This window comes from Rhizobium sp. WYCCWR 11128 (assembly GCF_013416305.1).
Lineage (GTDB): Bacteria > Pseudomonadota > Alphaproteobacteria > Rhizobiales > Rhizobiaceae > Rhizobium > Rhizobium indicum.
Window position 1 is genome coordinate 150,304 of the sequence record NZ_JACCEZ010000010.1, and the last position, 15,158, is coordinate 165,461.

The 15,158-nt window shown below is 60.6% G+C and carries 14 protein-coding genes; 13 read left to right on the forward strand and 1 reads right to left on the reverse strand.

The features are described from left to right. Positions 1-258: 258 nt before the first annotated feature. Positions 259-1,479, reverse strand: coding sequence for an NAD-dependent epimerase/dehydratase family protein (locus tag HX898_RS26045; protein ID WP_138390914.1), 1,221 nt, complete (start codon positions 1,477-1,479; stop codon positions 259-261). A 141-nt stretch (positions 1,480-1,620) separates the two neighbouring features. Here HX898_RS26045 and ybgC point away from each other — a divergent pair, with 141 nt between their 5' ends. The 13 genes from ybgC (at position 1,621) to HX898_RS26110 (ending at position 15,135) form a co-directional block, all read left to right on the forward strand. Further along, positions 1,621-2,076 (forward strand): tol-pal system-associated acyl-CoA thioesterase, encoded by a 456-nt coding sequence (gene ybgC, locus HX898_RS26050; RefSeq protein ID WP_064651280.1) that lies wholly within the window; start codon positions 1,621-1,623, stop codon positions 2,074-2,076. Between the two features lie 375 nt (positions 2,077-2,451). Next, positions 2,452-3,171 carry a protein TolQ gene (gene tolQ, locus HX898_RS26055; RefSeq protein WP_003552507.1) on the forward strand — a complete coding sequence of 240 codons (720 nt, stop codon included), beginning with the start codon at positions 2,452-2,454 and terminating at the stop codon, positions 3,169-3,171. 18 nt (positions 3,172-3,189) lie between these two features. After that, positions 3,190-3,645 (forward strand): protein TolR, encoded by a 456-nt coding sequence (tolR, locus tag HX898_RS26060; protein ID WP_003542730.1) that lies wholly within the window; start codon positions 3,190-3,192, stop codon positions 3,643-3,645. 8 nt (positions 3,646-3,653) lie between these two features. Then, complete coding sequence (locus HX898_RS26065) at positions 3,654-4,796, forward strand: hypothetical protein (protein ID WP_138390913.1); 1,143 nt, start codon at positions 3,654-3,656, stop codon at positions 4,794-4,796. After that, the gene (locus tag HX898_RS26070) at positions 4,797-5,234 is read left to right on the forward strand and encodes a cell envelope integrity protein TolA (protein ID WP_138390912.1); all 438 of its coding nucleotides are present in this window, start codon (positions 4,797-4,799) and stop codon (positions 5,232-5,234) included. A gap of 23 nt (positions 5,235-5,257) precedes the next feature. Then, positions 5,258-6,565 (forward strand): Tol-Pal system beta propeller repeat protein TolB, encoded by a 1,308-nt coding sequence (gene tolB, locus HX898_RS26075; protein WP_138390911.1) that lies wholly within the window; start codon positions 5,258-5,260, stop codon positions 6,563-6,565. Between the two features lie 152 nt (positions 6,566-6,717). Next, complete coding sequence (pal, locus tag HX898_RS26080; protein WP_138390910.1) at positions 6,718-7,251, forward strand: peptidoglycan-associated lipoprotein Pal; 534 nt, start codon at positions 6,718-6,720, stop codon at positions 7,249-7,251. Positions 7,252-7,414: 163 nt separating this feature from the next. Then, on the forward strand, positions 7,415-8,401 hold the full coding sequence (ybgF, locus tag HX898_RS26085; protein WP_138390909.1) for a tol-pal system protein YbgF: 987 nt from the start codon (positions 7,415-7,417) through the stop codon (positions 8,399-8,401). Positions 8,402-8,412: 11 nt separating this feature from the next. Beyond that, the gene (tilS, locus tag HX898_RS26090; RefSeq protein WP_180196182.1) at positions 8,413-9,870 is read left to right on the forward strand and encodes a tRNA lysidine(34) synthetase TilS; all 1,458 of its coding nucleotides are present in this window, start codon (positions 8,413-8,415) and stop codon (positions 9,868-9,870) included. 96 nt (positions 9,871-9,966) lie between these two features. Further along, the gene (ftsH, locus tag HX898_RS26095; protein ID WP_011653398.1) at positions 9,967-11,898 is read left to right on the forward strand and encodes an ATP-dependent zinc metalloprotease FtsH; all 1,932 of its coding nucleotides are present in this window, start codon (positions 9,967-9,969) and stop codon (positions 11,896-11,898) included. A 241-nt stretch (positions 11,899-12,139) separates the two neighbouring features. Further along, positions 12,140-13,492, forward strand: coding sequence for a phosphoglucosamine mutase (gene glmM, locus HX898_RS26100; RefSeq protein ID WP_029871976.1), 1,353 nt, complete (start codon positions 12,140-12,142; stop codon positions 13,490-13,492). 273 nt (positions 13,493-13,765) lie between these two features. Continuing rightward, entirely contained in the window at positions 13,766-14,005 is a 240-nt protein-coding gene (locus tag HX898_RS26105; protein ID WP_180196183.1) for a hypothetical protein, read from the forward strand. A gap of 293 nt (positions 14,006-14,298) precedes the next feature. Then, positions 14,299-15,135: an outer membrane protein gene (locus tag HX898_RS26110; protein WP_180196184.1), complete on the forward strand. Its 837-nt coding sequence runs from the start codon at positions 14,299-14,301 to the stop codon at positions 15,133-15,135. Positions 15,136-15,158: the final 23 nt, after the last annotated feature.

Sequence of the window (15,158 nt, forward strand, 5' to 3'; positions counted from 1 at the left end):
ACCCCCCTCTGCCCTGCCGGGCATCTCCCCCACAAGTGGGGAGATTAGCTAGGCGCGACGGCTTCCCCAGGCAACCGGCGTCCAGCACAGCAAAACGGTAAATGGGTAGGAAGCGCGAGCCGCTTGTGATCTCCCCACCTGTGGGGGAGATGCCCGGCAGGGCAGAGGGGGGCTCACACGGTATGCCCTCTCCTTCCCACATAAACTGACTTGGTAAGGGAGTCTCCATGGGGCCTTCCAATATGAACACGCCCTCGCTCACGACACCGACTTCAGCCGCTTGCCTTCCGGATCGTGATTGATCGTCGCGGCGATATCCTTGGTCCAGGCGGAGACGGCCGGCACGCGCGAGCGGTCGACGCGATAGGCGAACTTCTTCGCGACATCGACGATCTCGCCGAGCAGGCCCGCTTCCAGCGTGATCGGTTCGAGGCCGAGATCGCGGAATTTTTCGTTCCGGACGATCAGCTCGTTCTCGGCGGCTTCCTTGCGCGGGTTGGGCAGCCAGGCAATCTTGGCGCCGCTCATCCTGGCGATCATCTCGGCAAGGTCGCGCACCCGGTGGGTTTCTGTCATCTGGTTGAAGATCTCGACGCGGGCGCCGCGAGCCGGCGGGTTTTTCAGCGCCAGCTCGATGCAGCGGACCGAATCCTGGATATGGATGAAGGCGCGGGTCTGGCCGCCGGTGCCGTGCACCGTCAGCGGATAGCCGATCGCCGCCTGGATGAGGAAGCGGTTCAGCACCGTGCCATAATCGCCGTCATAGTCGAAACGGTTGATAAGCTGCGCGTGGCGGCGCGTCTGCTCGGTATGCGTGCCCCAGACGATGCCCTGGTGCAGATCGGTGATCCTCAGACCATCATTCCTGGCGTAGAACTGGAAGAGAAGCTGATCCAGGCACTTGGTCATGTGATAGATCGAGCCGGGATTGGAGGGATAGAGGATCTCCTGGCTGACCGTCTCGCCGCCTGCGGTTTCGATGCCGACCGGCAGGTAACCCTCGGGGATCGCCGCCCCGACCGTCGAATAGCCGTAGACCCCCATGGTGCCGAGATGGATGAGATGGGCATCGAGATTGAGTTCCGTCAGCCCGTTCAGCAGATTGTGCGTGGCGCTGACATTGTTGTTGACGGTGTAGTTCTTGTGGCGGTCGCTCTTCATCGAATAGGGCGCGGCCCGCTGCTCGGCGAAATGGATGACGGCATCCGGGCGGTGTTCGGAAAGCCAGTTCTTCAGGAGTTCGTAATCCTTGGCGAGATCGATCAGATTGAAGTGGATGCGCCGTCCGGTTTCGGCATGCCAGATGCGGGTGCGCTCCTGGATCGAATCCATCGGGGTCAGCGACTGAACGCCAAGTTCGGTGTCGATCCAGCGGCGCGAGAGATTGTCGAGAATATGGATGTCGTGCCCGGCATCGGAGAGATGCAGCGACGTTGGCCAACCAATGAAACCGTCTCCGCCCATAACCGCAATCTTCATCGCATCGTCTCCTGATTGGTCGTTCATTATCGGGAATAGTTAGGAATTGTGACAATCATTCAATGCCTGCCGGCCGGGCATTCAATGCTTGCCTGCCGGGAAGCGTTGCGCCAAACAGGGCACCTGAGTTTGGAGAAAATTATGACGGAACGCCCTTTTTCCATTTCGGGAGAGTTGACGGAGGCCGGACACCGCCTCGTCCAGCGGGTCTATTATGAAGATACGGACTTCTCCGGCCTGGTCTATCACGCCCGCTACCTGCATTTCCTGGAGCGCGGCCGCACCGATTATCTGCGCTGCCTCGGCGTCGAGCAACGCGAACTCGTCAGTGCCGACGAGGAGGGGTTGGTTTTCGTCGTCCATCGCATGGAGATCGACTTCAAGAGCCCGGCGCGCATGGACGATGTGCTGACGATCCTGACGCATACGGAAAAAGCCGGCGGCGCCAAGATGGTGCTCAATCAGCAGATCCGTTCGGGCGAGACGCTGCTGATCGCCGCCAAGGTGATCATCGCCGTCATCAACGCCCGGGGGCGGCCGAGGCGGCTGCCGGAAACACTGGCGATGAAATTCCTGGAGGGCAGCACGCCATTGTAGTCAGAATCGCTTGAAATTCAGCTCTTGTCAGAACTTGAGTTTTATGTGAAGGAATTCCCGCGCCGCAGGATGAGCGCTCTTTCGGCAGCCGGACCTTGCCCCGGTCAAGTAATCCATGGAACGAAATCTTCCAAACACAGGCTTACTGTCACAGTCCGGCACTAACGATCTATTAACCATAATAGTGTCTTACTGGGAAAGTCGGAGTTTGTGCGGTGCACGCCTTCCTTTGACCAAATTTGACGGCAAGAAGGCGGAAGATGAGCTTGGAAGTTTGACCAGGGCTTTGGGCGGCGGCCGCCGGACACTTCTTGCGAGATCAGTTTGTGCCGCCCGGTCTAGCGCCGGGCGTTTGGATTCGGGGATTTTGGACCAATGGAACAAGTAGGATTGGCAGCAGCAACGACGGACGTCAGCCTCTGGTCGCTTTTCATGCAGGCCGGCATCGTCGTCAAGCTCGTCATGCTCGGGCTCATCGCAGCCTCGGTGTGGACGTGGGCGATCGTCATCGACAAATATCTGGCCTATGGCCGCGCACGGCGCCAGTTCGACAAGTTCGAGCAGGTGTTCTGGTCGGGCCAGTCGCTGGAAGAACTCTACCGCTCGCTGTCGGAACGCAGCAATACGGGGCTGGCGGCGATCTTCGTGGCCGCCATGCGCGAGTGGAAGAAATCTTTCGAACGCGGCGCCCGTTCGCCGATCGGCCTGCAGATGCGTATCGACCGCGCGATGGACGTGACGCTCGCCCGTGAGACTGAATTTCTCGGCGCTCGCCTTGGATCGCTCGCGACCATCGGCTCGGCCGGCCCGTTCATCGGTCTGTTCGGCACGGTCGTCGGCATCATGACCTCGTTCCAGGCAATCGCCGGTTCGAAGTCGACCAACCTTGCGGTCGTCGCGCCCGGTATCGCCGAAGCGCTGCTTGCCACCGCGATCGGCCTCGTCGCCGCTATCCCGGCGGTTATCGCCTACAACAAGTTCTCTGCCGATGCCGGCAAGCTTTCGGGCCGCATGGAAGGTTTCGCGGATGAATTCTCCGCCATACTTTCGCGCCAGATCGACGAGAAACTGCAGCCGCGCGCTGCCGCTCAGTAACCAACGGAGTATTCTCACATGGGTATGGCTGTTGGAGGTAATGGCGGTGGGGGCGGCGGACGCCGCCGTCGCGGCGGTCGGAACAGGGCCGTGATTTCCGAAATCAACGTGACGCCGCTCGTCGACGTCATGCTGGTGCTTTTGATCATCTTCATGGTCGCGGCACCAATGATGACTGTCGGCGTGCCGATCGATCTGCCGGAAACGCAGGCCAAGGCGCTGAATTCCGAGACGCAGCCGATTACCATCTCAGTCAAGAATGACGGCGAGGTGTTCCTGCAGGAAACGCCGATCCCGGCGGCGGAGATCGCCGCCAAGCTCGAGGCGATCGCCACCACCGGCTATAACGAACGTATCTTCGTGCGCGGCGATGCGACCGCGCCTTATGGCGTCATCGCCGATGTCATGGCCCGTATTCAGGGCGCAGGCTTCAAGAATATCGGCCTCGTGACGCAGCAGAAGAAGGACCAATAGCGCGCAAAATGAAGGCCAGTGTCATCACATCTGCTGTTTTGCACGGCCTGGTGCTCACCTGGGCGATGGTGTCGCTCGGCGCCCCGGAATCCTTCAAGGTGGAGGATTTCGAGGCGATGCCGGTCGATCTCGTGCCGGTGGAATCCATTACCCAGATGCAGCAAGGCGACAAGAAGGCTCCGAAGAAGGAGACTTCTGCGCCCGTGCCGACGACGCGGCCACCGATTGCGCAACCGGCCGAGAATGCCGGTGACAACAATGTCGACATGAAGACGCCGCCGGTGCCGAACGCCAAACCCAGCAATACGGAGGCTGCCGCGGCGAATTCGAGCGACAAGCCGATGCCGAAGATCGACCCTAAGCCGAATGACGTCAAGGAGATCGTCAAGGAGGAAACGGAAGTCGAACAGCCGAAGGAGGTCGCTTCCATTCCGCCGCCGAAGCCGGTCGAAGTAACGCCGCCGAAGCCAGAGGAAAAGCCGCCGGAAGAGCAGGCCAAGCCGGAGGAACCGCCGAAGCCGGACGCCGAGGCGCTGCCGGACAATGTACCGACGCCTGTCGCCAAGCCGCAGGTGAAACCGCCGGAACCACAGAAGCCCGTCGAAAAGCCGCCGGAAAAGACTGCGGATCAAGCGAAGACCGCCGACACACCGACCGACAAGAAGAAGGCGGACAAGAAGCAGGAAACGGCGAAATCCGCCTCATCGATGAAGAGCGACTTCAATGCCGACGAGGTTGCTGCGCTGCTGAATAAGACCGATCCTTCCGCTGGGGGTGCGAAGCGCTCGACGCAGGAAGCATCGCTTGGTGCGAAGAAGAGCAATGGTGGCGCTTCCCTTAGCCAGAGCGAGATTGATGCCGTACGCGGCCAGATCTCTGGCAACTGGACGGTTGTTTCCGGATTGGCCGGCGCCAACGAGGTTCATCTTAAGGTTCGTGTTCAACTTGATCAGGCCGGTAATGTCGTTGGCGATCCCGAGGTCATTGCTTCAGGCGGGCCGGATTCAACACGCCAAGCGCTCAAGAGCAGTGTCTACCGCGCTGTTATGAAATCATCTCCTCTCAAAAATCTGCCTGCAGACAAATATGAGGGAGAAAACGGCTGGAACGAGATGGATCTCAACTTCGATGCCAGCGATCTGGGAATCTAAATGTTGAGTAGCTTATCCCATTTCGCGAAGTCCATCGGGGCGCTGACGATGTTAATGGCTGCTTTCTCACTGCCGCCTGATGGACATGCGGAGGCGATGGGTCGGGAAAAAACTGACTCAAAAGCAGAGATTTTAAGTATGCCCGTTATCGATGCGATGCGAAATGCCATCGCAAATCGTTTTGTCCTTCCTGCGGACCTGAAGGATGCCGCCAGCGTTCATTTAAGGTTCCGTGTGCGCCTCGATAGGGACGGTCGCATTATCGGAACTCCCGACGCGGAGGTTAGTGGTGGCAGCGAACGGACACGTAAAATCATTGCCGACGCAGCTCTTCGCGCAATTGTCCGTGCAGCTCCTTACGCGATGCTTCCAAAAGACAAATACGATGCCTGGAAGGAAGTCGTTTTGTACTTCGACGCCAGCCAACTGAACCTATAAAGTGCTGAAAGGCTTGTTTTGATATGGTCAAGTGTTCCCTCATCCGCGCCCTCATGGTCGTCGCCGGTCTAGTCGGGGCCGCAGTCTTTACGACCCCGGCGAACGCGCTTGTCGAGATCAATATCAACAAGGGTAATATCCAGCCGCTTCCGATCGCGGTGACTGATTTCCAGGGCGACATGGGCGCGCAGGTCTCGCAAGTCATCGCCGCCGACTTGCAGCGGTCCGGTCTCTTCGCACCCATCAACAAAACCGCCTTCATCGAGAAGATTTCTAATCCCGACGCTTCGCCGCGCTTCGAGGACTGGAAGGTCATCAATGCCCAGGCGTTGGTCACCGGCCGGGTTACCAAGGAAGCGGATGGCCGCCTTCGCGCCGAATTCCGCCTGTGGGATACTTTTGCCGGACAGCAGATGGCCGGTCAGCAGTTCTACACGCAGCCGGAGAACTGGCGCCGTGTGGCTCACATCATCGCTGATGCGATCTACAAGCAGATCACCGGCGAAGAGGGTTATTTCGACACCCGCGTCGTCTTCGTCTCCGAATCCGGCACCAAGCAGCAGCGCAAGCGCCAGCTGGCGATCATGGATCAGGATGGCTTCAACGTGCGGATGCTGACGGATGGCAGCGATCTCGTGCTGACGCCGCGCTTCTCGCCGAGCCGGCAGGAAGTGACCTACATGTCCTTTGCCAACCAGCAGCCGCGGGTCTATCTGCTGCAGCTGGAAACCGGGCAGCGCGAGGTCGTCGGTAACTTCCCCGGCATGACCTTCTCGCCGCGCTTCTCGCCGGATGGGCAGAAGGTGATCATGAGCCTGCAGCAGGATGCCAATTCCAACATCTATACGATGGACCTGCGCTCGCGCACGACGACGCGGTTGACCTCGACGGCGGCGATCGACACGTCGCCCTCCTATTCGCCTGACGGCGCACGCGTCAGCTTCGAAAGCGACCGCGGCGGAAAGCCGCAGATCTACGTGATGAACGCCGATGGTTCCGGCCAGACCCGTATTTCCTTCGGCGACGGCTCCTATTCGACGCCGGTCTGGTCGCCGCGCGGCGATCTCATCGCCTTCACCAAACAGGCCGGCGGCAAGTTCTCGATCGGCGTGATGAAGCCGGATGGTTCCGGCGAGCGCATCCTGACGACCGGCTTCCACAATGAGGGCCCGACCTGGGCGCCGAACGGCCGTGTGCTGATGTTCTTCCGCCAGGCGGCGGGGTCGGGCGGTCCGCAGCTCTATTCGATCGATCTGACCGGTTACAACGAGCAGCTCGTGAAGACGCCGACCTACGGCTCCGACCCCGCCTGGTCGCCGCTTATGGAGTAGGCGATGCGCTGCTGCCTTCTTGTCGCCCCAAAGTCATGGAACCGAACGGCCAAGGGACAAAGTAGCAAATTGTTAACCATAAACTTTGAGGGGCGGTTAACCGAGTGCGGTTACTGTCCGGAAACCCTGATGAAATCGCAAGGAGACCGGCCATGAGCCGAATTCATACCCCGGCAATGAGCCGCATGCAGAATTTCGCCCGCAACCCCGTCATGATCGCGCTTATCGCCGGCCTTGCGCTCTCAAGCTGCGCCAAGAAGCCGCCGAACAGCGCCGGCGACCTCGGCCTCGGCACCGGTGCTGGCGGCGCTGCAACGCCGGGCTCGGCCCAGGACTTCACGGTCAATGTCGGCGACCGCATCTTCTTCGATACCGACTCCTCGTCGATCCGCGCCGATGCTTCGCAGACGCTCGACCGTCAGGCGCAGTGGCTCGGCCGCTACCCGAACTACCAGATCACCGTCGAAGGCCATGCCGACGAACGCGGCACGCGCGAATATAACCTCGCGCTCGGCGCCCGCCGTGCGGCTGCCGCCAAGGACTATCTCGCTTCGCGCGGCGTACCGGCGCAGCGCCTGAAGACGATCTCCTACGGCAAGGAACGTCCGGTCGCCGTCTGCGACGATATTTCCTGCTGGTCGCAGAATCGTCGCGCGGTTACCGTGCTTGGCGGCGCCGGCATGTAATTGCCGAGCAACAATTCGCTTTTTCGACAGGCGGTCCCATCAGGGACCGCCTTTTCTTTTTGACCACACTTTGGCCAGACTCCGTTGCTTTTTGAAAGCAATTGGAAAAGTCTCCTGTTCGTGCCATCGAGGTGCGAAGAATCACTGGGACAGGACGATACATATGAAGAAACTTGTCGTGGCAGGCATGCTGTGCCTCGCGGCTGTGACCGGAAGCGAACGGGCGGCCTATTCCGCCTCGTTCTTCGGGCTACATCTCGGCGGCCGATCCGCGGAAAACCAGGCGGCGCCGCCCGTCGTCAAGGTGCAGAGCGGCGACGCGGAGGTCCGCGTGCAGCAGCTCGAAGAGCAGCTGCGGCAGCTGAACGGCCGGATCGAGGAGATGAGCTTTCAGCTTCTGCAGATGCAGGAGACCATCCGCAAGCAGCAGGAAGACAATGAATTCCGCTTCCAGCAGCTCGAAAAGACCGGCGCAGGCGGTGCCGTCAAGGCCCCTGTCAAGAAGAGCGAGACCGATGCCGCTCCGGCAGCCTCCGGCGGGGACGACATTGCCAAGGTGATCCAAGCACCGCAGGGAGCCGAAACGGCTCCCTCCACCAGCGTGCCGGAGAATAGCGGCCTCGGCCAACCGCCGAAGGAGCTCGGCTCAATCGATTTCGATCAGAACGGCAATCCGATCGGCGGAAGCGTCGACGAAAATGCCACGATCGGTTCCGGGCCGATTCCCGATGCCAATACCAAAACGCCGCAGCAGACCGCCTCGCTTGGGAGCGAGGCCGACCAGTACAAGGCCGCCTATGGCCACGTGCTATCCGGCGATTACAGCACGGCCGAACAGGAATTCACGCAGTATATCACCCGCTACCCGAGCAGCGCGCGGGCGGCGGACGCCAATTTCTGGCTCGGCGAAGCGCTCTATTCGCAGGGCAAGTACAATGAGGCGGCCAAGACCTTCCTCAATGCGCATCAGAAATACGGCACATCGGAAAAGGCGCCGGAAATGCTGCTGAAGCTCGGCATGTCGCTTGCGGCCCTCGACAATAACGAGACGGCCTGTGCGACGCTGCGCGAAGTGTCGAAGCGTTATCCAAAGGCTTCGCGTGCCGTCATAAGCAAGGTTGCGAGCGAACAGAAGCGCCTCTCCTGCTAAGGTCTTCCGGAATGTCTCCGGAAGCCGCATTGCCTCAACTGGCGATCCTCCAGTTTCTCACGTCGCTTCAAAGCCCCGCACGCATTCTCGTCGCGATATCAGGCGGCAGCGATTCCACCGGCCTGCTTCTTCTGCTCGATGAAGCCGTGAAGGCCGCGCCCCATCTCAAGATTTCCCTTTGCGCTGCAACCGTTGATCATGCGTTGCGCGCCGGCTCCGCAGACGAGGCGCGTCAAGTCGCAGTCCTTTGCGCATCGCTCGGCATTCCCCACATCATCATGATCTGGCAGGGCGACAAGCCGAAAACCGGCATCATGGCTGCGGCCCGAGAGGCACGCTACGGCCTGCTTGCGACCGCCGCCAATGACTTCAAAGCCGATCTCATTGTTACGGGGCATACGTTCGACGACCAGCGCGAAACGCTTGCCATGCGTGGGATGCGAACGGAGCAGGTTTCGACCGGTATTGCAGATGCGGTGCTCTTCGACCGGCGGTTCTGGATTTTACGGCCGCTTCTTTTTTCCACGCGGGCAGATATTCGCGCGTTCCTGAAGGAGCGGGGCGTGCCGTGGATCGACGATCCCAGCAACGAGGATATGAAGTACGAGCGCGTGCGGACGCGCCGGCAGCTTTCGGCCGATGCCGGTGCTGAGAGGAATATCCGCGCAGCCTGGGAAGAGCGACTGGCTCTTTCAACCAAGGGGGCAGAGTGGCTGGATCGTCACCTCACGCTTCACGGCGGTCTGCTCGGGCAGGTGATGCCTGATGGGTTGCGGCAGGACCGCGCAGTCCTCGACTATGTGCTCGCCCGTCTGGCAGCCATTTTCGGTGGGCGGCCATTCGTGCCGGGGAGGGGGCAGATGGAGCGGGTTCTCACATTTGCCACCGGCAGCGGGCTTGGACGAATGACCGCCGGCAGGGTGGTGTTCGATCTCAGGCGCGACGGGCTTTATCTGGCGCGCGAGAGCCGGGGGATATCGCCGCTGGTATTGCGGCGCGGCGAGGCCGGGGTTTGGGATGGCAGGTTCGGGGCCGTAAATAGGTCTGGAACGACTATAGGGGTGGAAGCCCAGGCCGGACACTCCCTCATTCCTGTGTTCGTCACAGGAATCCAGCCACCGCGCGTCGGCGCGGTGAATGACTCAACAATGCGTGAAGAGTCTCCCGCGCCCAAGGACTTGGGCGCGCTGGATTCCTGTGACGAACACAGGAATGAGGGAGGGTTGGGCAGGGCCCTTCCCAAGGGGGCATGGAGGCGCGCCATCGCTTCGGCGCCAGTTATATTTGCCAAAGGGGATCTTTTATCTCCAGAATCCGCCGGAGCAATCGAACTGACACCCTATTTCGCACCCTTCGACCGCTTTTTGACACGATTTGACTTCATCTTTGCGAATAGGCTTTCGGCGGTTTTCGCGACGGCGCCCTATGCGAGGCTGCCTTTAAGAAGTATTGACGGAAAAACCATCTGACTTAGGGGATCGCCTTGGCAATCGCACGGCGCAACCCTATGTTAGAAACGAATAAGACGGTCGCCATGAGGCGGCTGTTCCATGCTGGGGAGTTCAATGAACCCTAACTTACGTAATTTCGCCTTGTGGGCGATCATAGCGCTTCTGCTGATCGCCCTTTTCAGTATGTTTCAGACGGCGCCGGCGCAAACGGGCTCCCGTGAAATCCCTTATTCGCAGTTTCTGCGTGAGGTCGATGCGGGCCGTGTGAAGGACGTCGTGGTCACGGGCAACCGTCTCTCCGGAAGCTATGTTGAAAATGGCACCACCTTCCAGACCTATTCGCCTGTGATTGACGACAGTCTGCTCGATCGCCTGCAGTCGAAGAATGTCTTGGTTTCCGCCCGTCCTGAAACGGACGGCTCTTCGGGTTTCCTCAGCTATCTCGGCACGCTTTTGCCGATGCTTCTGATTCTCGGCGTCTGGCTGTTCTTCATGCGGCAGATGCAGGGCGGCTCGCGCGGCGCGATGGGCTTCGGCAAATCCAAGGCCAAGCTGCTCACCGAAGCGCATGGCCGCGTGACTTTCGAAGACGTTGCCGGTGTCGACGAGGCCAAGCAGGATCTCGAAGAAATCGTCGAATTCCTGCGTGATCCGCAGAAGTTCCAGCGTCTCGGCGGCAAGATCCCGCGCGGCGTGCTGCTCGTCGGCCCTCCGGGTACCGGCAAGACGCTGCTTGCCCGCTCGGTCGCCGGCGAAGCCAATGTGCCCTTCTTCACAATTTCGGGCTCCGACTTCGTCGAAATGTTCGTCGGCGTCGGTGCAAGCCGTGTGCGCGATATGTTCGAGCAGGCGAAGAAGAATGCGCCCTGCATCATCTTCATCGACGAAATCGATGCCGTCGGCCGTCATCGCGGCGCCGGTCTCGGCGGCGGTAATGACGAACGCGAGCAGACGCTGAACCAGTTGCTGGTCGAAATGGACGGCTTCGAGGCGAATGAAGGCGTGATCCTGATTGCCGCTACCAACCGTCCCGACGTTCTTGACCCGGCGCTGCTGCGTCCCGGCCGTTTCGACCGTCAGGTCGTGGTGCCGAATCCCGACATCGTCGGCCGCGAGCGCATCCTCAAGGTGCATGCCCGCAACGTTCCGCTGGCGCCGAATGTCGATCTCAAGATCCTCGCCCGCGGTACGCCCGGTTTTTCCGGCGCCGACCTGATGAACCTCGTCAACGAAGCCGCCCTCATGGCCGCCCGCCGCAACAAGCGCGTCGTCACCATGCAGGAATTCGAGGACGCCAAGGACAAGATCATGATGGGCGCCGAGCGCCGTTCCTCGGCGATGACCGAGGCGGAAAAGAAGCTCACCGCTTACCATGAGGCCGGACACGCCATGACCGCGCTCAATGTCGCCGTCGCCGATCCGCTGCACAAGGCGACGATCATTCCGCGCGGCCGTGCGCTCGGCATGGTCATGCAGCTTCCCGAGGGCGACCGCTACTCGATGAGCTACAAGTGGATGGTCTCACGCCTCTGCATCATGATGGGCGGCCGCGTTGCCGAAGAGCTCACCTTCGGCAAGGAGAACATCACTTCGGGTGCCTCCTCCGACATCGAGCAGGCCACGAAGCTTGCCCGCGCCATGGTCACGCAGTGGGGCTTTTCCGATCAGCTCGGTCAGGTCGCCTATGGCGAGAACCAGCAGGAAGTCTTCCTCGGCCACTCGGTTTCGCAGTCGAAGAATGTTTCGGAAGCAACCGCGCAGAAGATCGACAATGAAGTGCGCCGCCTGATCGATGAAGCCTATACGCAGGCCCGCAAGATCCTGACGGAAAAGCACGACGAATTCGTCGTGCTTGCCGAAGGTCTGCTCGAATACGAGACACTGACCGGCGAAGAGATCAAGGCGCTGATCCGCGGCGAAAAGCCTTCCCGCGATCTCGGCGATGATTCGCCGCCAAGCCGCGGCTCGGCTGTTCCGAAGGCCGGCGCACGGCCTGCCACCAAGGGTGACGAGCCCGAAGGCGGCCTCGAACCGCAGCCGCATTGAACAGCGGCACTACCTTGAACAAGGCCGGATTTCCGAAGTGGGAGATCCGGCCTTTTCTATTGGTAACGGGATATAATCATTTTTCTTGCTAATTTACGTGCTGATCGCCGCATTTTGTGGCATTCCGCTGAATTGAGGCGAGCATGAATCACGCTCCTGGATTGACGACATTCCACTGAAGCCGGATTCGCTTGGAACGATGCGCTGCCTTGAATGGCGCGCGGAAAGCACAGGAGTGCAGATGAAAAGACGCTATTTCGGTACGGACGGCATTCGCGGCCAATCCAACGTCTTCCCGATGACGCCGGATCTCGCCATGCGGGTCGGCATTGCCGCCGGCACGATCTTCCGCCGCGGCAACCACCGCCACCGCGTCGTCATCGGCAAGGATACGCGCCTTTCCGGCTATATGCTGGAGAACGCCATGGTCGCGGGCTTCACGGCCGCAGGCCTCGATGCCTTTATTCTCGGCCCCATCCCGACACCAGCTGTGGCCATGCTGACACGCTCGCTGCGCGCTGATCTCGGCGTGATGATCTCGGCTTCGCACAATCCTTACGAGGATAACGGCATCAAGCTCTTCGGCCCTGACGGCTACAAGCTTTCCGACGATATCGAGGCCGAGATCGAGGATCTGCTCGAAAAGGACCTGAACGCGCAGCTTGCCAAATCCGACGATATCGGCCGCGCCAAGCGCGTCGACGGGGTGCATGACCGCTATATCGAACATGCCAAGCGCACCCTGCCGCGCGACGTGACGCTGCAGGGCCTGCGGATCGCCATCGATTGCGCCAATGGGGCTGCCTATAAGGTGGCGCCGGCCGTGCTCTGGGAGCTCGGCGCCGAGGTGGTCACCATCGGTAACGAGCCGAACGGCACCAACATCAATCTCAATTGCGGCTCCACCAGCCCCGTCGCGTTGCAGAAGAAGGTCGACGAGGTGCGCGCCGATATCGGCATCGCCCTCGATGGCGATGCGGACCGCGTCATCATCGTCGACGAGAACGGCTCGATCGTCGACGGCGACCAGCTGATGGCCGTCATCGCCGAGAGCTGGGCCGAGAGCCAGCAGCTGCGCGGCAATGGTATCGTTGCGACCGTCATGTCCAATCTCGGCCTCGAGCGTTTCCTCGAGGACAAGGGCCTGGGCCTTGCCCGGACGAAGGTCGGTGACCGTTACGTCGTCGAGCATATGCGCCAGCACAATTACAATGTCGGCGGCGAGCAGTCCGGCCACATCGTGCTTTCGGACTACGGCACGACCGGCGACGGTCTCGTCGCCGCCTTGCAGATCCTGGCCGCGGTCAAGCGCACCGGCAGGACCGTCAGCGAGGTCTGCCGCCGCTTCGAGCCGGTGCCGCAGCTCCTGCGCAATGTCCGCATCAGCGGCGGCAAGCCGCTGGAGGATATCCAGGTGCAGAAGGCGATCGCCGATGCCGAAGCCGAGCTTGCCAGGAACGGCCGCCTCGTCATCCGCCCTTCGGGCACCGAGCCGCTGATCCGCGTCATGGCCGAGGGTGACGACCGCGCCCAGATCGAACGCATCGTCAACGAGCTGATCGGCACGATCTCGAACGTCCGGACCGCTGCCTGATTTTTCGGGACGAAATGTCAAAAGCCGGTGCGCAAGTGCCGGCTTTTTCGTTATTGGCGCCTTCGGTTCGAAGATCCACTCCGGATCGACTTCCCGCCGGAACCGATTCCGCTCTTCCGAAGACAATATGTCAGTGACTTGCCAGCTTGGCTTCCGGTAGGGAGCAAGCCTCGGCAGCCGCATCCTCGGAAATTTGCCGATGCCTTGGTGACAGCGCTGTCAACCTCCACACGCGGATGCTACACGGCGGCGTTTGCATTCAAAGGAAATATCATGAAAAAATTGGTGCGCCTGCTGCTGACGATCGCTCTCGCATTCGTCGTCTTTACCGGTTTCCGCTGGTACCGCTACATCACCAACACCGACAGCCCTTACGATGAAATCGGCATCACGCTCAACAATGCCATGCCAGGCCCGATCAATGTCTGGGGCTGTGCCAAGCTCAAAACGACCTTTGGCAGCTCCTTGCCCCCGTATGGCTGCGCCGCGGAAAACGCGACGCAATGGAAGTAACAGCAGGATTTGTCGATTGGAGCCGACCGACTTGATGGCGAAGGAACCCGACTTGGCGATTTGACGGGGCGGGGTTCTTGGCGTTGCGGCTGGCGGTCTTCGGCGAGTCCGGCGGCTGCCAGCCTCAGCCTAGCTCCACGATATCGAGGAATTTGCCGCCAATCTCTCTCTTAACGTTTCTTCCCATTTATAGTTAAGCAGCTTTTAACGTTTCCAATTCATTATCCATACGAAGCGTACCAGATTGGCGGCGATTGAGCCTGCCGACGCAACGAGATTTTGGAGTGGGATCCATGAAAAGAAGCTTGTCCGGCATCCTCGCCGCATTGTTGATCGCGACAAACGCCTATTCCGCGGACTTCGCCCCTGCCGAGCCTATCCCTGAGCAGCCGCCTGAGGTGACGGTCACCGAAGCGACCGGCTGGTACCTGCGCGGCGATGTCGGCTATGCCTTCACCGATCTGCGCGGCGCCCGCTATTTCCAGGGCAGCAACGCCACGGAGGTCGATTTCGACGACGCCGACCTGGACGACGCATGGACGGTCGGCGGCGGTGTCGGTTATCAGATCAACAGCTATCTGCGCACCGATCTGACCTTCGACTATCTCACCCAGGCAGATTTCAAGGGCTCGACGGTTGGGCAGTGCGGCTTTCCGCTGGTGGACTGCACCTCGAGCGACCGCTCTTCGCTGACAGCCTATACGCTGCTCGCCAATGCCTATGTCGATCTCGGCACCTACGGCTACGTCACGCCTTATGTCGGCGCCGGTATCGGTGGTTCTTACGTGAAGTGGAAGAACCTGCGCAACGTCGCCTGCGCCGATGACGGCAGCTTCTGCGACGACCAGGTCACCCATGGCGGCAAGGGCAACTGGCGCTTTACCTACGCCCTCATGGCCGGCGCTTCGATCGACGTGACCTGCAACGTCAAGGCCGATGTCGGCTATCGCTACCTGCATATCGACGGCGGCAACATGTTCGGCTATGCCGACAATGGCGGCCCGGGCCGCGACAAGGGTCTCAGCGTTCACGAAGCCCGCGTCGGTGCCCGCTATCTCTTCGGCGGCTGCGCCCAGGCGAGCTACGAACCGCCGCCGGAAATCCCGCTGCAGCAGCCTGTCTACAAGTAAGTCCAATTCCCAGACATTTGAAA